Annotated in this window: 22 protein-coding genes; all 22 read left to right on the top strand. The window is 25.3% G+C overall.

The annotated features are described in order from the left end of the window. On the top strand, positions 1–449 hold a 449-nt coding region (locus tag HMPREF9629_RS08815), incomplete at its 5' end, for a GGDEF domain-containing protein (protein WP_009526055.1). A 433-nt stretch (positions 450–882) separates the two neighbouring features. Further along, positions 883–1605, top strand: a complete 723-nt coding sequence (locus HMPREF9629_RS08820; RefSeq protein WP_009526056.1) for a glycosyltransferase family 2 protein — start codon at positions 883–885, stop codon at positions 1603–1605. A 37-nt stretch (positions 1606–1642) separates the two neighbouring features. After that, entirely contained in the window at positions 1643–2656 is a 1014-nt protein-coding gene (locus tag HMPREF9629_RS08825; RefSeq protein ID WP_242822041.1) for a glycosyltransferase family 2 protein, read from the top strand. Then, complete coding sequence (locus tag HMPREF9629_RS08830) at positions 2631–3404, top strand: ABC transporter permease (protein WP_009526058.1); 774 nt, start codon at positions 2631–2633, stop codon at positions 3402–3404. The genes HMPREF9629_RS08825 and HMPREF9629_RS08830 overlap by 26 nt, the downstream gene beginning before the upstream one ends. 14 nt (positions 3405–3418) lie before the next feature. Then, on the top strand, positions 3419–3928 hold the full coding sequence (locus tag HMPREF9629_RS12605) for an ABC transporter ATP-binding protein (protein ID WP_009526059.1): 510 nt from the start codon (positions 3419–3421) through the stop codon (positions 3926–3928). Beyond that, positions 3882–4163 (top strand): ABC transporter ATP-binding protein, encoded by a 282-nt coding sequence (locus HMPREF9629_RS12610; protein ID WP_009526060.1) that lies wholly within the window; start codon positions 3882–3884, stop codon positions 4161–4163. Before HMPREF9629_RS12605 ends, HMPREF9629_RS12610 begins: the two co-directional genes overlap by 47 nt. A 36-nt stretch (positions 4164–4199) precedes the next feature. Continuing rightward, positions 4200–5198, top strand: coding sequence for a GHMP family kinase ATP-binding protein (locus HMPREF9629_RS08840; protein WP_009526061.1), 999 nt, complete (start codon positions 4200–4202; stop codon positions 5196–5198). An 18-nt stretch (positions 5199–5216) separates the two neighbouring features. Next, positions 5217–6170 carry an NAD-dependent epimerase/dehydratase family protein gene (locus HMPREF9629_RS08845; RefSeq protein ID WP_009526062.1) on the top strand — a complete coding sequence of 318 codons (954 nt, stop codon included), beginning with the start codon at positions 5217–5219 and terminating at the stop codon, positions 6168–6170. Further along, positions 6167–7459 carry an HAD-IIIA family hydrolase gene (locus HMPREF9629_RS08850; RefSeq protein ID WP_009526063.1) on the top strand — a complete coding sequence of 431 codons (1293 nt, stop codon included), beginning with the start codon at positions 6167–6169 and terminating at the stop codon, positions 7457–7459. Before HMPREF9629_RS08845 ends, HMPREF9629_RS08850 begins: the two co-directional genes overlap by 4 nt. A 25-nt stretch (positions 7460–7484) precedes the next feature. Further along, positions 7485–8072 (top strand): SIS domain-containing protein, encoded by a 588-nt coding sequence (locus tag HMPREF9629_RS08855; protein WP_009526064.1) that lies wholly within the window; start codon positions 7485–7487, stop codon positions 8070–8072. Positions 8073–8074: 2 nt separating this feature from the next. Further along, on the top strand, positions 8075–9094 hold the full coding sequence (locus HMPREF9629_RS08860) for a glycosyltransferase family 2 protein (protein WP_009526065.1): 1020 nt from the start codon (positions 8075–8077) through the stop codon (positions 9092–9094). A gap of 136 nt (positions 9095–9230) precedes the next feature. Beyond that, positions 9231–10934 carry an acyltransferase gene (locus tag HMPREF9629_RS08865; protein WP_009526066.1) on the top strand — a complete coding sequence of 568 codons (1704 nt, stop codon included), beginning with the start codon at positions 9231–9233 and terminating at the stop codon, positions 10932–10934. 153 nt (positions 10935–11087) lie between these two features. Further along, complete coding sequence (locus tag HMPREF9629_RS08870) at positions 11088–12944, top strand: glycosyltransferase family 2 protein (RefSeq protein ID WP_009526067.1); 1857 nt, start codon at positions 11088–11090, stop codon at positions 12942–12944. A gap of 94 nt (positions 12945–13038) precedes the next feature. Next, the gene (locus HMPREF9629_RS08875) at positions 13039–13665 is read left to right on the top strand and encodes a hypothetical protein (RefSeq protein WP_040012708.1); all 627 of its coding nucleotides are present in this window, start codon (positions 13039–13041) and stop codon (positions 13663–13665) included. A 56-nt stretch (positions 13666–13721) separates the two neighbouring features. Then, complete coding sequence (locus HMPREF9629_RS08880) at positions 13722–14351, top strand: class I SAM-dependent methyltransferase (RefSeq protein ID WP_278224227.1); 630 nt, start codon at positions 13722–13724, stop codon at positions 14349–14351. 110 nt (positions 14352–14461) lie between these two features. Further along, complete coding sequence (locus tag HMPREF9629_RS08885) at positions 14462–16693, top strand: hypothetical protein (protein WP_009526070.1); 2232 nt, start codon at positions 14462–14464, stop codon at positions 16691–16693. Then, on the top strand, positions 16694–17269 hold the full coding sequence (locus HMPREF9629_RS08890) for a hypothetical protein (RefSeq protein ID WP_009526071.1): 576 nt from the start codon (positions 16694–16696) through the stop codon (positions 17267–17269). A gap of 4 nt (positions 17270–17273) precedes the next feature. Then, positions 17274–18227, top strand: a complete 954-nt coding sequence (locus tag HMPREF9629_RS08895; protein WP_009526072.1) for a glycosyltransferase family 2 protein — start codon at positions 17274–17276, stop codon at positions 18225–18227. Further along, positions 18227–19561, top strand: a complete 1335-nt coding sequence (locus tag HMPREF9629_RS08900) for an NDP-hexose 2,3-dehydratase family protein (RefSeq protein ID WP_009526073.1) — start codon at positions 18227–18229, stop codon at positions 19559–19561. Before HMPREF9629_RS08895 ends, HMPREF9629_RS08900 begins: the two co-directional genes overlap by 1 nt. An 8-nt stretch (positions 19562–19569) precedes the next feature. Continuing rightward, positions 19570–19929 (top strand): Gfo/Idh/MocA family protein, encoded by a 360-nt coding sequence (locus HMPREF9629_RS11580; RefSeq protein ID WP_009526074.1) that lies wholly within the window; start codon positions 19570–19572, stop codon positions 19927–19929. 10 nt (positions 19930–19939) lie between these two features. Next, positions 19940–20527 (top strand): Gfo/Idh/MocA family protein, encoded by a 588-nt coding sequence (locus HMPREF9629_RS11585; RefSeq protein WP_050801868.1) that lies wholly within the window; start codon positions 19940–19942, stop codon positions 20525–20527. Between the two features lie 3 nt (positions 20528–20530). After that, complete coding sequence (gene rfbC / locus HMPREF9629_RS08910; RefSeq protein WP_009526076.1) at positions 20531–21076, top strand: dTDP-4-dehydrorhamnose 3,5-epimerase; 546 nt, start codon at positions 20531–20533, stop codon at positions 21074–21076. The last annotated feature ends 5 nt before the right edge of the window (positions 21077–21081 follow it).

Below are 21081 nucleotides of genomic sequence, written 5' to 3' on the forward strand. Positions count from 1 at the left end.
CAGACATAGACAACTTCAAGAAAATAAATGACCAATACGGACACGATGCAGGAGACAAGGTATTAACAACAGTATCAAATATATTAAAAAGAGAACTAAGACAAGACGATATAGCAGCAAGGTTTGGAGGAGAAGAATTTTTGATAATATTAAACGATATGACAAAAGACAAGTTAAACGATGAGAAAGCGTATAATATAATAGAGAAGATAAGAAGAAAAATAGAAAGTAGCTATATAGTATATCAGGGCAATAAAATAAAAGTAAGTATGACATTTGGAATGGTAAGCTCCGGAGGATATAAAGATGTAAGGAAGATGATAAAAGAAGCTGATGAAAAGATGTATATAGGAAAGAGAAGCGGAAAGAATAAAGTTGTGTTTGATAGTTATAATATGACTGTAAATATTGATAAAATCAGCAAAAGTGATGATATGTTTAATGAATGACGATAATCTGATATTTTTAATTCAACTGATTATAGCCCGTTTACATTCATTTTTATTAACATTATTTGATATTATATCCTATACATTACTATCAAAATAAGAATTGTAGTTAAGTAAAATTTTATAAAAATTTCAGATTTATAAGATTTATATAAGTTCAATATATTTTAATACATTTTTTATATGTATATCAGAAATTTATTTTTATTATATACAAATCTATTACACATTAAGACACCCTGTACAGATAATTTTTTTGTTGTCTTCACAGGGTGTTTTAACTATTTTTTAATTTTACTGATATAAAATTATTTGTATAATGCAGACAATTATTCTAAATATAGTGAATTATTTTATGTTGAGTAATTATAAAGTATCTGTTATAATATATACTGATAAATAAATTATTTTGTTATTTTTGGAAGTGATTATATTGAGTGATACGACTATAATTTCAGTAGTAATGGGTGTTTATAATCCTGATAAAGAATATCTTATAAATTCTATAAACTCAATATTGAATCAAACTTTTGAAGATATAGAATTTATAATTTGTGATGACGGATCTAATAAAAATGAAGATATATTTGATGAACTGAAAAATTTAGATAATAGGATAATTATCATAAAAAATGAAAAAAATATGGGATTGGCGTATACATTAAATAATTGTATAAATTATTCAAGTGGTAAATATATAGCAAGACAAGATGCAGACGATGTATCAAAAAAAGATAGATTAGAAAAACAATTTAATTTTCTGGAAAATAATATGAGTTATTCATTCGTTGGAAGCAACATCTCTCTTTTTGATGAAAATGGGGAATATGGTACTTTTAAATTTCCTAATTGCCCCACAAATAGAGATTTTTTGTTTACTTCTCCGTTTAATCATGGAAGTATAATGATTAGAAAGCAAGTACTTGAACAAAATAATCTGTATAGAGTATCTAAAGAAACAATAAGATGTGAAGATAAAGAATCAAAAAAAAGAAGAAAATTTATTTGTAGAATAGATGATTTTAAGATTAGAAAAAAATATTTTAAAAAATCAGGAATAGGATTAGAAAGATATATTTATATGATAAAGCCTATATTGGTAGGCTTATTTCCTGTAGATATTATAGATTATATGAAGAAGATTTATTACAAGTAAAGTCTTTTGTCTTTATATTGGAGAAAATATTTTGAATATGTTGCTTAGTATAATAATACCTGCATATAATATAGAAAATTATATAGTAGAGTGTATAGACAGTGTTTTGAAAATAAAAAATATCAAATATGAAGTTTTAGTAATATTGGGAGAATCTACAGATAATAGTAATAAAATAGTTGAAGAATATACTTTAAAAAATGACAATATTTTTATGTGTTTTCAAAATGCGAGAGGCTTATCAAATGCACGTAATTGTGGTATGGAGTATGCTAAAGGAGAATACATATTATTTTTAGACGGTGATGACTATATAGATTCAAATAAACTTGAATGTGCTATTAAATATTTGATGGATTGCAAGTCTGATGTACTTGTATCAGAATATAGGAAATTTTATGATTTTGATGATAGATATTTTATTTCAAAACAGATTAATGATATAAAGAACAATGAAAATATAGACATAAAGATTAAAAAATTTTTGAGGGAAAAAAAATGTTTTTGGAATGTATGGAGATATATATATAGAAAAGATTTTTTAATTAAAAATAAAATAAGATTTAAAGAAGGAACGTATGCCGAAGATTTAGAGTATACTACAGATATATTTTTAAATACTGACAATATCTGTTTTTTTAATGACTATTATTATAATTATAGACTTAACAGGAAAAATTCTCTTATGAATGTTCCTACAAAAAAAAGAACTATTGATACTATAGGTGTAATTGAAAGTAATATAAGAAAATTATATAATCATAATTATAAATATAAAAAGTTATTTTATAAACAATATGCAATAGAATTTATTTTGAATCTATCCGGTTTATATGAGATAAATGTTGATGATAGAGAAGAAGTTATTCGATTTTTAGAAGAAAAAGAAAATGTTCTTTCAATAGAAAAATATTATGTAGCTGAGTATGCACATATTTTTATTAAAATTTTTACTTTAAAATGCTTTGCATATATCATATTCATCTTAAAATGTATAAAGAGAAAATTAAAAGGGACATTATTAAATGGAATATTTAAAAAAATTTTATAAATATAGAAATTTATTGAGTGAATTAGTTAAGAGAGATATAAAAATAAAATATAGACGTTCTATTTTGGGATATTTATGGAGTGTATTAAATCCGCTACTTATGATGGTAGTAATGTCTATAGTGTTTTCTTATATGTTTAGATTTGATATAGAAAATTACACTATATATCTTTTGACAGGTCAGCTTATTTATAATTTTTATTCAGATGCAACTAATATGTCTATGTCATCTATAATTTGGAGTGGAGGACTTATAGGGAAGGTGTATATACCTAAATATATCTTGCCGTTAGCCAGAACACTATCTTCATTTGTTAATATGATGTTTTCTCTAATAGCATTGATACTTATGCTAATAATAACAAAAACTCCTGTAACTCCTGCTATATTTATGTTTCCTGTGCCATTGTTCTATCTTTTATTGATTTGTATAGGTATGGGTTTGATATTATCTGTATTGGCAGTATATTTTAGAGATATTGTCCATTTATATGGAGTTTTTTTGGTTGCACTAACATATCTAACGCCTATATTTTATCCTATTTCAGCTGTGCCTAAATATGCGCTTAATATATTAAAAATGAACCCTTTGTTTTATGTATTAAATATGTTTAGAAATATAATTATGTATGGTAATATTCCATCTTTACAGGATAATTTTGTTTGTTTTGCATGGGGATTTATTTTAATAGTCATAGGATTATATATTTTTAGAAAAAAACAAGATGATTTTGTATTATATATGTAAAAAAGGGGAAAAATTTGAAAGAATATGCAGTCAGGATTAAAAATGTATCTATGGAATTCAATTTAGCTTCTGAAAAAGCTGAGGGATTAAAAGAATATGTAATAAATATAATAAGAGGCAAAAATATAAAAATAGAAACATTTAGAGCATTGAACAATATAAGTTTTGACATTGAAAAGGGAGATTCATTTGCAATAATGGGCTCAAACGGTTCCGGAAAGAGTACTCTGTTAAAGTTAATATCCGGAATATTTCATCCAACTTCAGGACATATAGAGACTAATGGTTTGATAGCACCTATGATAGAATTAGGAGCAGGCTTTGATTTAAATCTAACAGCAAGAGAAAACATATATCTCAATGGCGCTGTTCTTGGACACGATAGATTTTTTATGGATAAATATTTTGAAAATATTATAGAATTTTCAGAATTATGGGATTTTGTAGATGTTCCTGTAAAAAAATTTCTCTTCGGGAATGCAAGCAAGATTAGGTTTTGCAATAGCAACATTAATCAAACCTGATATATTAATTGTGGATGAAATTTTATCCGTTGGAGATGCACATTTTCAGGAAAAATGTAAAAATAAAATGAATGAACTTAAAAGTGGAGGAACTACACTGATATTAGTATCCCATTCAATAAAAGATGTCGAAGATAACTGCAAAAATGCAGTATGGATAAATAAAGGCAACTTAATGAGAATAGGTAGTACTGAAGAAGTTATAGAAGAATATATAAAAAATAAAGATTTGTAACTATATCAAAAATAAATATAAATTGGAGATGTAATAATGCTTATAACAAAGACACCGTTTAGAATAAGCTTTGCAGGTGGAGGAAGTGATATGGCATCCTTTTATGAAGAACATGGAGGATGCGTTCTTAGTACAAGTATAAATAAATATATGTATATATCTATACATCCATATTTTGATCCTAATTATACTGTACTTAAATATTCTAAGAATGAGATTGTAAAAGATATAAAGGATATAGAACATAAAATAATTAATTGTGTTTTAAACGATAAAAATATATCTGGAGTAGAAATAGTAAGTACGGCTGATGTACCGGGAGGAACAGGATTAGGTTCATCAAGTACATTCACGGTAGGACTTCTTAACACAATATACAGTTATATAGGCAAATATGTATCTAAGGAGAAATTGGCGTATGAAGCTTGCGATGTGGAAATAAATAAATTATTATCTCCCATAGGTAAGCAAGATCAGTATGCAGCATCATATGGCGGATTAAATTTTATAAAATTTAATAAAGACGGTTCAGTATCTGTCTCCCCTATAATAATGAAAGGTAATATATATAAAGAGTTGCAAAACAATCTCATGATGTTTTATACAGGTAAAATGAGATCTGCTAATGATATATTAAGTGAACAGAAGAAGAATATAACGCAAGAAGACAAAGCAAATAATTTAAAAAAGATGTGTATTTTAGCAGAAAATATGAAATTGTCACTCGAAGATAATGATTTGTCATCATTCGGTAAGTATCTTAATGAAGGATGGATTTTAAAAAAGACTTTGGCAAAAGGAATAAGCAATCCTGATATAGATAAAGCATATGAAATAGCGTTAAATAGCGGTGCTAAAGGTGGTAAGTTATTAGGAGCAGGAGGAGGAGGTTTCCTATTATTTTATTGCGAAAAAAATAAGCAAGAAAGATTAGCTGAAAAACTCAAGAAAGAATTGAGTATAGAAAAATTTGATTTTAAATTTGAGCATGACGGCTCATCAGTTATCTATATAGGAGATAAATACTGGGATTAAAAAAACAATGGAGGAACAATGAAAGTATTAGTAGCCGGTGGAGCAGGTTTTATAGGCAGTCATTTAATAGATGCACTTTTAAAAGAAAATCATACAGTTGTATGTATAGATAATTTTTTTATTGGAACAAAGGAAAATATAAAACATTTAAAAGGAAATAAAAATTTTATTTTTTATGAGCAAGATCTTTGTGATATAAATAAATTAAAATCAATTTTTGAAAAAGAAAAAATAGAATATATTTTTCACTTAGCGGCAAACTCTGATATACAAGCAAGTGCAAAGAATCCGGTCATAGAATATAATAACACATATACTACAACATTTAACATATTGGAATGTATGAGACTATATGATGTAAAAAAGGTGTTTTTTGCGTCGACTTCGGCTGTATATGGAGAAAAAAATGGTGTAGATGTAGCAGAAAATAATACAACTCTAGAACCTATATCATATTATGGGGCATCAAAGCTTGGCTCAGAAGCGATAATAAATGCTTACACATATATGAATAATTATAAAACTCTAATATTCAGATTTCCAAATGTCATAGGACCGAGGTTAACACATGGAGTAATATTTGACTTTATAAAAAAACTTGAAAATAATAATGAGAAATTACAGATATTAGGAGATGGAAATCAGACTAAACCATATATGTATGTATATGATTTGGTGGATGCAATAATAAAGTTTAAGGATAAAATCGAAGAAGGAGTTACAATATATAATATAGGTGTAGATACACATACAAGCGTAACAAAAATAGCGGATATAATATGTGAAAAAATGAATTTAAAAGATGTTAAGTATGACTACACAGGTGGTAAAGGTGGATGGAAAGGGGATGTTCCGAAATTTTCATACAATCTTAATAAAATACATTCAGCAGGTTGGAAAGCTAAGTATACTTCTGATGAGGCTGTAGAAGAAACAGTGAAAGAAGAATTGAAAAAAAGAGGATATAAATGAGAGCAGTAATAATGGCTGGCGGCAAAGGAACAAGACTTAAAGAAATGACAAGAAATGAGATACCTAAGCCAATGGTAAAAATTTTGGGAAAACCGATATTAGAATATCAAATAGATGTACTAAAAGAGAATGGATTAAAAGACATAATAATAGTTATTGGATATTTGGGATATAAAATAAAACAATATTTTAAAGATGGAAAAGATTTTGGAGTAAATATAACATATATTGAGGAAAATGAGCCACTTGGAACAGCAGGTGCTTTTTATTATATTAAAGATTATATAAAAGAAGATTTTATATTATTATTTGGAGATATAATATTTGATGTATATTTGAAAAAAATGATAGATTTTCATAATATGAAAAATTCATATGCAACGTTATTTGTCCATCCAAATTCGCATCCTTATGATTCTGATATCATATTAATGGATGTTGATAATAAAATTATAGGATTTGATTCTAAAAATAACATTAGGACTTACTCGTATGATAATTGCGTAAATGCAGGTATATATATAATATCAAGTAACCTGATACAAAAAATTGATGAATTAAAGAAGTTGGATTTGGAGAAAGATATATTGTCAAAAGAAATTAATGAAGAAAACATATTCGGATATTATTCATCAGAATATGTAAAAGATGTAGGAACAGTTGAAAGAATCAAGAAAACATCTAAAGACTTACAAAAAAATATATTAAAAAGTAAAAATTTAAAAAATAAACAAAAATGTATATTTTTAGATAGAGACGGCACAATAAATATTCATAAGGGACTAATTGTCAACCCTGATGATATAGAGTTAGAAAAAAATGTCGCAGAAGCTGTACAAAAGATAAATTCATCAGAATATATTACTGTCGTTATAACTAATCAACCACAGGTTGCCAGAGGATTATGTAGTATAGAAGATGTTGAAAATATAAATAAAAGACTCAAAACTATATTAGGTGAAAAGGGTGCTTATGTAGAAGATATATACTATTGCCCTCATCATCCTGATAAAGGTTATCCGGAAGAAAATAAAAAATACAAAATAAAATGCAAATGCAGAAAGCCGAGTATTGAATTGATAGAAAAAGCAGTATTAAAATATAATATAGATTTAGAAAACTCTTGGTTTATTGGAGATACTACGATTGATATTCAAACAGGTGTGAATGCCGGTATGAAAACAATATTACTTAATACAGGTGAAGCAGGAAAAGACGGCAAATATGATGTGGTTTCTGATTATATATGTAATGACATATTAGAAGCTGTGAATATAATAATAAAATAAGTGTAAAAAATTTAAGGAGAGTAACATGGATTATAAAAATCAAATTCAAGAATATATAAATTTAGAGATAGAAACACTTAAAAAATTAGATATAGATGCAATAAACGAAGCCATGAATCTGATATATGATACCTATGAAAAAGAAGGAACTATATATGTTTTTGGTAATGGCGGAAGTTCAGCTACAGCATCACATTATCAAAATGATTTCAATAAAGGTATTTCAGAATATGTAGAAAAAAAATTCAGATTTTTGTGCTTAAATGATAATATTCCTACAGTTATGGCAATAGCAAATGATATAGGCTTTGAAGAGATATTCAGATTTCAATTAAAAAATAAACTAAAAAAAGATGATATAGTATTGGCAATATCAGGAAGCGGAAATTCAAAAAATGTACTAAATGCTGTGGAATATGCAAAAGAATGTGGAAATAAAATAATAGGTATGACGGGATATAATGGTGGTAGATTATTGGAATTATCAGATGTATCCTTAAATGCACCTGTAATGAGCATGCAAGTAACAGAAGATATCCATATGATATATGATCATTTGATAATGAGTATATTTTATAAAACTATGTGTAATAAAGAACATTTGAGTAAATAGTAATGAGTAGAATATCGGTGGTATTACCAGTTTATAATTCATGGGAAAATCTAAGAGATACAATTGATAGTATAATAAATCAAACATATACTGATTGGGAAATTATAATAATAAATGAATATGGTTCTAATGAGATAGTAGAAAAAATAGTTTCTACTTATAAAAATAATAAAATTATATTTATTCAAAATGATACAAGATTAGGATTATCTGAATCATTGAATAAAGGTATTAGATTGTCATCAGGAGAATATATTGCAAGGATAGATTCAGGAGATATATCATATAGAAATAGATTTAGAAAGCAAGTGGATTTATTAGAACAAAATGATTCTATAGGAGTTTGCGGAACTTATCAAAGACATAAAGGTAAAAGAGTTAATTGGGTTCATAAGACACCTATAAGTAAAGAAGATTGTAAAGCAGCTTTGCTATTTGATTGTGAATTATGTCATTCGACAGTTATGTTTAAAAAAGATATTTTTGAAAAGAATAATTTATATTATGATAAAAAATATTATGCAGAAGATTTTGAATTATGGTCAAGAGTAGTTGAGTTTACAAATATAGTAAATATACCGGAAGAGTTAGGACTTTATAGGGTTGGAGATAATATAACCGATAAGAAAAAAGAAAATATAATATCTGAAAGTGTGAGAATAGTAAAAAAATCTTTAAAAAAATATTTAGAAATAGACGTTTCAGATAGATATAATGATTATATAAAAAATTGGACTAATCCATTTAAAAATGAAAGAGATTTAAACATTAGAAAGAAAATGTATCTTGAGTATATTGAATTGTTAACAAATATCTATAAAAAAAATCTTGATATAGGGTTTTATAATGAAAATTCTCTAAAAAAAATAATTAACTTAAAATGGAAAAATATGAAATATAGAGAGCCAAAAGATTTTACTAAAGGATTTGAAAGAGAATTTGAATATATTTTTAAAAAAAATTATATTCCTAATTATTTTAATATTATATATTTTTATTATTTACACAATAAAATTATATAATATTAAAATATTCTTATTATAGCATTTTTATACTAAGATTTGTTTAATAAATTAATATAATATTGTATAAGTGTTTAATTTTCTTATTAAAAATAGTTATTATTTTATCATTAAATATTAGTATGGGGAAATAAATATGAGAGAGATATTTGTTATACTTTTAATAATATCAACCATTATTTTGAGTGTGAATAATAAAAATACTGAATTTTTAAAAAAATATATAGTGTCTATTTTAATTTCTGTATTAATTACAGGATTTTGTTATTATTTAATTCAGTATATATATAGTTATACCCAAAAAATTAATATAGAGATTACAGCAGAAGGAAACGGAGATGTTATTTTTATAGGTGCTATGATAGATGATAATAAGTGGTACTGGGCTGATCAACTTAAACCTATTTCAAATTGGGACGTATATGAAGAGCATAGATTGAAGTATAACTTCAATAATAAAAATAATACTATTGATGATAAAAAATTAAGTATATCTATACCTAAGGCAGAAAATATATCACTTGGTTTTAAAACCGGAAAATCATTTGGAAATGTTATAATAAATTCAGAAAATATAATAAAAAAACAATCTTTATATAATAAAAATGAAGGTGAAACCGCTGTTGATATTGAGTTAGTTAATAGTAATATTTTAAAGTCGGAAAATAAAGTTTTTATTATATTGGGAACTATATTTTTAGTATCTATTTTTCTGTGCATAGCTATTTTTAATAAATATGAAATTATTAATAATATAGAATATATTAATGATAGCGAAACGTGGCCGGATATATTTAGAATAGTTTTAATATTTATAATTGTACTGTTTCATACAACATACAATGTATTTTTCAGCTTTACTGAAAATATCTTTGATTGGTATAATATACTATATATAAATTGTTTTACAGGATTTGCAGTACCATGTTTTTTTATGTTGTCGGGTTCCTTATTACTTAGAAAAGATAATAAGATAAAAAACACATTACTAAATAGAACTATTAAATTTTATGGAGTATTAATAATATGGGGGATAATTTATATTATAATAAATATAGTAAAATTTAATGAAAATGATAATTTTATAAAATTATTTTTAGCATCATTTTTTAAACCGTATGAATTATTTTTATGGTTTGGATATTCTATAGTAAGCCTATATTTTCTCTTACCAATATTATCTTATTTTAAAAATTTGAATGAGCTTTATAAAAAATATATTTTAATTATATTATTATTTATTCCAAGCCTAATCTATGAAATTCAAAGTTTATCAGGTTTTTTTATAGGTATACCCCATTTTTCATTATTTTGGCCTGATATGGGATTATTTTTGTGGGGTTATTATTTATGGGAAAAAAGAAATATTCTAAAAAATAAGAAAATTATGTTCTTTATTTCTTTAATTTTTAGTTATTTTTTGATTATTGTAGAAACTTATTATATCAGTATAAAGAATAATACTCCACAAAATTTATTTTTTGGAAACACAGGAATAGGATTATTAATTATGTCGACTTCTATATTTGCTTTATTTATGTCCTTTGAAGATAAATTTAAGATGTTTAAATTTGAAAGTCGGAAGTTTTTAAGAATAGTTTCTGGAATTGTAATGGGAATATATTTTTCTCATTTTATGCTTATAAAAATATTTGGTGACAAGTTAAAAATATTTGGCATATATTTTAACTCAAATACAGGAACTTTGTTAAGTATGTTTTTAGGAGCAATATTTTATTTCTTATTAAGTGCAATGTTATGTTATTGTTGCTCAAATATTCCTATAATTGGATGGTTATTCGATATGAGAACAAAGCTCAGAAAAATAAAAAGAGATTAATTTTTCAAAAAACACTTATTTAAAATATTTTGATACATATTTTATTATTAAATCTATAAAAATTAATTATTAAAAATATATGTTATTTATACCAAAAGATTTAATGAAAATATATTGATGCTTAAACTGTTTAAAAATTAGGAGGAAATAAGAGTGGATAGACTTAAAAATGCTGTAATGGTGGCAGATACAAGGCCATTGTTAGTGGCTCATATTTTATTACAATTACAAGAAGATAATAAGGGATTATTTGATGAGGCTATAATTTATCATACAAATTTTTCTGAAAATGATAAAAAACTTATGAATAGTATAATGCCGTGCAGATTTATAGATTATATTTCTCCTATACCTAAAGAAACATTTAATTTACCAAGATTTAAAAGATTTTCGCCTATTATGTTTGTTAGATATGAAATTTTTAACCTAATTAGAGAATATGAAACTATAATGTGGATAGACACAGATGTATTGATCCAAGGAGACCTATCTAAATTATTGGAAGAAGTGAAAAAAACCGGATATGCAATGTTAAGTGAAGATCCGCACAATAATTCTGCTGGAAATGTAGATTATATGAGGACGAATTTCTTTAAAAGTGTACCAAATTATGATATGGATAGATATTTACTATGTACAGGAACAATAATAGTAAATAGAAAACTAACAATAAAATCTGATTATACAAATTGGTGTTATAAAAAGACAATAGAATGGGCAAAAAATCTGAACTTGCCGGATCAAGGCGTTATAAATGCATTAGTTCAAGAATTTAATATAAAAACTACTCCGATTGGACATAATGGGGTGTATGGATGTTTCCCATCTTATGGAAGAGATTGCAGTAAAGCTATATATATACATGCTTGGGGAGAAAATAAGTTTTGGAATGATTGGTATTTATATAATAAATTTCCTAAATGGAAAGAAGTTTATGATAAATGGATTGATATGGGAGGAAGTAGACTTTTAGACAAATTTGTTCCGGAGGTTTCTATAGTAATACCAACATATAAACCGGATTTTGGATATTTTAAACAGTGCTTGGACAGCCTAATTGGACAAAAGAAAAATGATTATGAAAGATTTTCTAATTTTGAGATAATAATAATATCAGAACCATTAGATCAAGAAAATATTACTAAGTTTGTAGAATCCTATGATGATAATAGAATTCAATTATATTTTAATGAGAGTAGATTAGGGATTGCTGCCAGTTTAAATAGAGGGATGCGTCTATCTCAAGGAGAGTTTATAGCAAGAATAGATGATGATGATATAGCATCGCCAAAAAGAATTTTTAGTCAATTATCTTATTTAAAAGAAAATAAAGATATAACTCTTTGTACCACAGAATATAATTATTTTGGAGATATGAATGAAGGAAGAAAAGTTTTTGAAGGAGAAATGTCAAAAGCATGGTCAATATTTACATGTCCGTTTGATCATCCTACAATCATGTTTAGAAAAGATTTTTTTATAAATAATAATTTGTTCTATGATGAAAATAGAAGATTTGTAGAAGATTGGGAATTATGGTTAAGAGCATTTGATAAAGGTATGAAAGTCGGATGTATACATGAGGTGCTGATGTATCATAGATGGCATAATGGCAGTGCGGGACAAAGTAATAAGACTGTTGATATGATGGATGAGTTGGTAGAGCAAAATTTTTTAAAGCTTGATATAAAGATTCCTAAAGATATTATTCAAATTATTAGACCTTGGAATGGAAAAGTTAGTGAGGAGAATTATTTTAAATTAGAAAATATTTTTGATACAGCTATAAGAAATAATTATGATTTTAAAATATATGACGATAAAAGTTTATTACATGTTTTTTCAATAAGACTTTTTGAGGCAAAAACAGGAACTTTACCTGAAGTAAATGTGGAGTTAAAAGAAAACTGTATAGATTTTGGTAGAGATAATACAGAAAATACTGTAAAAGGGCATTTTTTTAAAAAGAGCTTTAAAAAGAATTTTAAAACCTTTATATGCACCTATTAAAAATAGATTTGAAAATAAAATTAATAATATAGATAGGCTTGTTTGGAATTTGACTTGTGATGTCGCTAAAATTAGAGACTTATACGATAATCAAATGTTTGATTTAAAATATTATAATGAATTTAGCAATAGAAAGCTAAATACAGAAATTAAAAAGATGCAACAAGATTTGACAAAAAAATTAGAACAAATTCAATCTCAGATAATTAATAATGGAGACAAATTTGATAAAAAAATATATGAAGAAAATGAAAATACAAGACAGAATCTATCAAAGAAATTATATGAGATAGAAACAGAAGTAAAGAACAGTGCATATGAATTTGATAAAAAAATATATGAAGAGAATGAAAATACAAGACAGAATTTATCAAAAAAATTATATGAGATAGAAACAGAAGTAAAGAACAGTGTATATGAATTTGATAAAAAAATATATGAAGAGAATGAAAATACAAGACAGAATCTATCAAAGAGATTATATGAAATAGAAACAGAAGTAAAGAACAGTGCATATGAATTTGATAAAAAAATATATGAAGAGAATGAAAATACAAGACAGAGTTTATCAAAAAAAATGTATGAAACAGAATTGCTAATAAATGAAAAAACAAATATAAAATTTACTGAAATCAATAGGCATATTGATTTTACTTATAGAGATTTAATGATTATATTAGACAAAATAAATAATTTTATAAAGAAAAAAATATTGAATTAAAAACGGATTTTCCAATAGCATTTGAAAGTAATGATCATAAATTTCCTCATGGAACTATTAGAGATAATACAAGATATCCAAGATTTGTATCTAAATGTGAAAGTCTTTTTGAAAGAAATAAAGAACTATCGTTTTTAGATTTGGGCTGTTCTGGAGGAGGTATGGTTTTAGAAGCTGCCCTTAAAGGTCATTTTTCTATAGGATTGGAAGGAAGTGATATATCCTTTAAGCAACAGAGAGCTGAATGGAGGTTATTGGGAGAAAATCTAAAGACTTGTGATATAACGAAACCCTTTGAATTATTATTAAATGATGACATATATAAGTTTGATATAATAACAGCATGGGAAGTTTTGGAACACATAAAGGAAGAAGATTTAGAACAATTATTTAAAAATATACATAATCATTTGTCAGATAATGGAAGATTTATAGCATCTATAGCTAATTGGGATGATATAGACCCTATTACGGGAATTAACTGGCATGTTACAAAACACGATTATGAATGGTGGAAAAATAAATTTGAAGAATTTGGTTTTACAATATGCACTGAAGAACTTAGCGTTTATGATTTAGCAAGAGGTGGATATAATCCTCCGCATTGCTATGAAGAACCGTATCAAGAAGTTGATCTAACAAAAGGATTTCATATTGTAGTGATAAAAAATGGGATAAAAATATAACGCTTTTTTATATAATTGAAAAAAAGATTAAATCCTTATTTGAAATGGGAATTATATAACTTAAATTTAAAATATATATAAATAATTGTAAAATTTAGGATAGGTATTTGATGAAAAATATTTTTTTATTTATAATTTTTATTATGAGTGTATTGTTATTATACAAAAAATTTGTATATCATAGAATTAATTTTTTTGACAGAAATATTATTTTTAGTAAATTAATTATTTCTCTAATTATTACAGCATTTATGGCTATTTTCTTCCAAAAGATGTATTACAGCTTAATATATGAAGAGACTAAAGAAACTAATATATTAGTACAAGCAACAAATAAAAAGAGTGAAATGGCTGAAGGAAATGAAATATTATTAAGATATATAGAAATCGATGGTAAAAGATTTGATGCATATGATTATATAGTGGAAGGAAATTGGCTTTATTATTGTGGAGGAGCACATTGGAAAACCTATGATTTAGAAAAAACTATTTCAGATTCTATAAAATTGAAAATTCCAAGAGGCTTTAAAAAAAATCTGATATTCCAAAGTAATAAATGGAGAGGTATAGTAAGAGTAACTTATAATGATAAAGAAAAAGATATAGATTTATATGAAGACGTTACAGAGGAAGATAATGAGATATCAGTAGGATTAAATGATAATTCATTTTTGGAACAATATGATATGTATATATTATACTTTTTTTATTTTATAACAGATATTATTATTATTATTATTATCGACCTAATGATAGTATTAAATAAAAAGATTTCAAATGAAAATAGTCTAATAAAGATACAAATTAATGATATTGTTTATTATTTTATAATAGCCTTACTTACGTTATCAATTACTTTCACATATACTGATAGCCCTTGGTCTAAAGTTGTACCATGGGTAGATGCTGATATATATTTATATAATGGTTATGCTATGAACAAAGGTTTGACTATTTATAAAGATATATTTGATAATAAGGGTATACTTTTACAGATAATACAATTTTTAGGATATAGATTTTCTGATAGTTATGTGGGGGTATGGTATATTGAAACTGTAATGTTATTTATTACTTTTTGTTTTTTTTATAATACATCAAGAATTTTTTTTACAAAAAATATATCTATTTTAATAGTTTTTTTGACAATAAATACAATACCAGTCTATTTGCAGTTAGGTAATTATTCTGAATCATATGCATTATTATTTGTATCTATATCTATGTATTTATTTGTAAAGAATATTTATGAAAATAATGCTTTAATAGGTAGAATACATTCATTTATTATAGGTTTATGTTTTATATGTGTTTTTTTACTTAGGCAAAATCTTATTTCTATATGGATTGTATTTTGTCCATTTATATTTTTTAAATTGATGTTTGATAAAAAATATAAAGTAGCTATAAAATGTATTATTTATTTCTTTTTTGGAATATTATCGGTGGTGATTCCATTTTACATATACTTGCTTTTTAATAATGCAGTTAAAGAATTTATTTATGCGTGTTTTACTATAAATTTCAAATATGTATCAAATGGATATAATGGAGAATTATCAAATTATGATAGATTAAATGTAATTTTATTTTTTAGTAAAAACTATAATTGTCTTATAGCATCTATGCCTATAATTTATTATTTATATATAAAAATTATAAAAAAAAGTAAAATCAATAAGAATATAATTATAGTATACATTTTATCATATGCTTATATAATTATAACTTTTGTACTTGTATCAATTTCTGGAGACAAATGGTTGCATTATGGAATAATATTATTTCCGAGTTTTATGTTATCTAACATTATTTTTATATTATGTTTAAAAGATTTAATTATAAATTATAATTATGGTAAACAAGTATTTTTTTTATTAGGCATAATAACATGCATCTCCATTATTGGATCAGAATCATTAATTAATTTTCAAAAACAACATTTGTGGGTGATAACTTCAAACTATGTTGATACGGAAATAAAATATATATGTAATTTAATAAAAGAAAATACAGATGATAATGAAAGAATACTTGTATATGGGATAAATAACAGATTGTATTTGCAATCAAACAGGTTATCTTCTTCAAAATATTTTAGTCAATCACCATATGTTTCTATCGACAAAAGTATAGAATCAGATATTGCGAAAGATATAGAAAATAGTAACCCAAAAGCTATAACCATAGATAATATAGTTTATAATAATGAAGAAGCTTATGGTTTAGATTTATTTATAAAAAATTTTATAAATAGAGAATATACGAAGTTTTACGAAGGTAAAGATATAACATTATTTTTAAAAAGAGTTGAAAAAATATATAGTTATGAGGAGTTATAGATGAAAGTATTTATAAAAATATTAATACAGTATTGTATAATTTTTATTTTATGTACAATATTATTTGCAATATCATTTAGATTACCATTATATATAAATATGAATGTATTTTTTTATAGAGCTATATTTTTATTATTTACCGTTAGCATTTTAGTTTTTATTACATTAGTGTCATTAAAAAGAATAGAAAAAATTGAAATCAATTATAGAGATGTATTTACATCTGTTTTGATATTTTTTTCAATTATGATGGTTATTATATCTACTGTATTAGTTTCATTAGATAGATCAATATCAGTATTTATAATATCAGATATGAGACAAAATGAACAACATATATTTACAAAAGAAGAAATAGAAAATAGGTTTTTAAATATTTATGTTAAAAAATATGGAGCAATGGATCAAAGAATTGAAGAACAAATAGTTACTGGTACAATAGAAAAAATAGGAAATGGATATAGAATTACAGATAAAGGCAAAATCTTAATAAATATATTTAAACTAATATCTGATATTTTTCCTGTAGACGGAAAATTTTTAAATCCGCCACCATTAAACCAAAAGGAGATATGATTAAATGAAAAAAATCAGTGTTGTAATTCCATGTTGGAGTGAGGAAAAAAGTATAAGGTTAATGTATGACAGATTAAAAAATGTGTTCGATAGTAAACTTTCAAACTATGACTATGAGATAATATTTGTAGATGATCACTCTCCTGATAATACATGGTGTGAGATAGAAAAATTATGTGAAATTGATAAAAACGTTAAAGGTATATTAAATGCTAGAAATTTTGGATACACAAGGAATGTTTTTGCTACATTTAGATATGGTAGTGGAGATGCAACATTTATGATATTTGGAGATTTGCAAGATCCGCCTGAGCTGTTGTCTGATTTTGTAAAAAAATGGGAAGAAGGATATAAGGTTGTTATAGGAAAAAAAATTAAAAGTGATGAAAGTAGACTGCTGTTTATTGGAAGGACAATGTATTATAAGTTGATTTCTAGTTTTTCTCAGACAGAACAAATCCAACATTTCAATGGATTTGGATTATATGACAAGAAATTTATAGATATAATGAAAGAAATAGAAGATCCGTCTCCTTATTTTAAAGGTATAATATCTGAGTTTTCCATGAATCCATATATAATTGAATACAATCAAGCAGAAAGTAATAGAGGAAGATCTGGTTCTAATTTTTTTAAAAATTATGATGCGGCTATGATAGGTATAACTTCTTATACAAAGACATTTATGAGAATGGCTACATTTGTAGGAGCAATATTAGGGATATTCAGTTTGTTATTTGCTATATTTATTTTTATCAACAAAATTCTTAATTGGAACGAGTATCCTGTAGGAACGGCAAGTATAATTATAGGAATATTCTTTATAGGTGCGATACAATTATTTTTTATAGGCATACTTGGAGAATATATACTTAGTATTAATACAAGGGTACTAAAAAGACCGTTAGTGGTTGTAGAAAAGAAACTTAATTTTGATGAAAACAATGAGGAAGTTTAATGTATATATTAAAATCTAAAGAGGAAATACTGTCTTGGGTTGAAGAAAAAAATAAAAATCTTAAAGTTGTAATAAACAAAAAAAATATATTAGAAACAAATTGGTTTTTAGATGAAGATGGAGTTATAAGGAATAAAGATAATACTTTTTTTCAAATAAAAGGCATAAAAAGATATAATTATTCTAATAATATAATAGAGGAACAGCCTATATTAATTCAAGATGAAATAGGATATTTAGGCATAATTTGCAAAGAATTTAATGGGATTATGTTTTTCCTTATGCAAGCTAAAATTGAGCCTGGAAATGTAAATAAAATACAAATTTCACCAACAATACAAGCTACTAAGAGTAACTTTACGCAAAAACATGGTGGTAAAAAACCGGCATACATTGAATATTTTTTGAATTCTGATAGATATAAAGTATTGGTTGATCAAATTCAATCTGAGCAATCATCAAGATTTTTGGGAAAAAGAAACAGAAATATAATTGTATCAGTTGATGAAGATATAGAGGTATTATCATCTCATATGTGGATGACATTAAAGCAAATAAAAGAGCTCATGAAAATAGACAATCTTGTAAATATGGATACAAGAACCGTATTATCCTGTATACCGTATCTTAGTTTAACAGATGATGAAAAGAAAAGTATAGGCTACCCTAAAAGTAACGAATTAAAAAAATCTCTATATGAAGGAGACGGATTAAATCATATAACTCAAATATATCACTATATTAATGATTATAAAATGTTCGATGATGATAAAAAAGAAATTATATCTTTAAATAAAATGCAAAATTGGAAATGGAAGGGAGATGAATTTTGCCATAAAGACAGATATCATTTTAAAGTCATATTTTGTGAGATGGAAATAGAAGGCAGAGAAGTCAAAAAATGGACACAGCCACTATTTGAAGCAGTAGGAAAAGCCGTTTTTGGCCTTATAACTTGTATAGAGGATGATATGTTAAAATTTCTTGTAAAAGCCGTACCTGAAATAGGGTGTTTTGATAAGATAGAACTTGCTCCTACTATTCAACTTGAAGCAGGGTATGAATATGATGAATTAAATTATATAGATAAATTATTTTTTGATAGATGGAAAAATAAAAATGGAGTTATTTTTGATACTATATTATCTGAAGAAGGCGGAAGATTTTATCATGAACAAAATCATAATGTAATATTGAATGTGAATAAAGATGATATAAGATATCTTCCTGACAATTATTTTTGGGTAGATTATAAAACATTGGTAGAACTTATAAAAATAAATAATGTTTTGAACATTCAGCTTAGAAATCTCTTATCAGTTTTGGAGGCTTAGAATAAATTATGAGTAAGATAAATATAGGAATAATAGGTACATCGGAAATAGCTTTTCGCAGATTTTTGCCGGCTTTATTAAAAAATGATAAGTTTAATTATATTGGAATAGCATCAAGAGATTTAAAAAATACTGAAAAATTTATAAATGAATATGGTGGGGTAGGATACGCTTCTTATAATCAAATAATAAATGATGAAAATATAGATGCGTTATATATTCCTTTACCACCTGCATTACATTATGAATGGGCTAAAAAAGCATTGGAAAAAGGAAAACATGTTTTTTTGGAAAAACCTTCTACAACTAAATTAAAGGATACAAAAGATTTACTCAAAATTGCTAATGAAAAAAAAGCTTGCACTTAAAGAGAACTATATGTTTTTAAAACATAAACAATTACATAGAATAAAAGATATTATAAATGATAAAGAAATTGGAGATTTAAGGTTAATAAGATGTAGTTTTGGATTTCCTAAACGTAGTAGTAATGATTTTAGATATGACAAAAAATTAGGCGGAGGAGCATTACTTGATTGTGGGGGTTATCCTATACGTCTAATGCTTGAATTACTCGGAGAAAAGCTTAAAATAGATACATCAAAATTGTATTATATAGATGAATTTGATGTAGATTTGTATGGAGATGTTACTTTATCTAATAATAATGTTACAGCGCAGATTTCTTTCGGTATGGATAATGAATATAAATGTGAGTTGGAACTATGGGGGAATAAAGGATATATCAAAGCTCCAAGAATATTTACAGCGCCACCTGAATATAATGTGACATTTGATATTATAAAACAAGGTAAAGCTGAGATAATTGAGGTAGGTAGTGATGACCAGTTCTATAATTCTATAAATCACTTTTATAATTGTATAAATGATGATAAAGTAAGGAATGATGAATATCTATACCTTGAAAGACAAAGTAATTTAGTTGAAATTGTAAATGGAGAATAAATTATGAAAATTACTGAATTAGGACTTGATGGAGTAAAAATATTGGAACCTCAGTATTTTGAGGACTATAGAGGATACTATACAGAAAGCTATTCAAGCAGAACGTTAAGAGAATATGGTATAGATACAGTTTTTGTCCAAGATAATCATTTACTATCTTTAAAAAAAGGAACTATAAGAGGAATTCACTTTCAAAATTATCCTAAGGCACAGTCAAAATTACTTAGATGTACGAAAGGAAGTATTTTAGATATAGTTGTAGATCTAAGAAAATCATCACCAACATACAAAAAGTGGTTAAGTGTAATATTGTCTGAGGAAAATAGGAAACAAATTTTTATACCAAAAGGGTATGGTCATGCATGTATATCTTTGGAAGATAATACACAAGTTCAATATAAGGTGGATGAATTATACTATCCTGAATATGACAGAGCAATAGCATGGAATGATCCTGAGCTTGATATTAATTGGACTATAGATAATGTGATTCTGTCTAAAAAAGATAGAGAGGCACCGTTTTTAAAAGATAGTGATGTTAATTTTTAGGAGAA

Origin of the sequence: Peptoanaerobacter stomatis (genome assembly GCF_000238115.1) — a bacterium.
GTDB classification, from domain to species: Bacteria; Bacillota; Clostridia; order Peptostreptococcales; family Filifactoraceae; genus Peptoanaerobacter; species Peptoanaerobacter stomatis.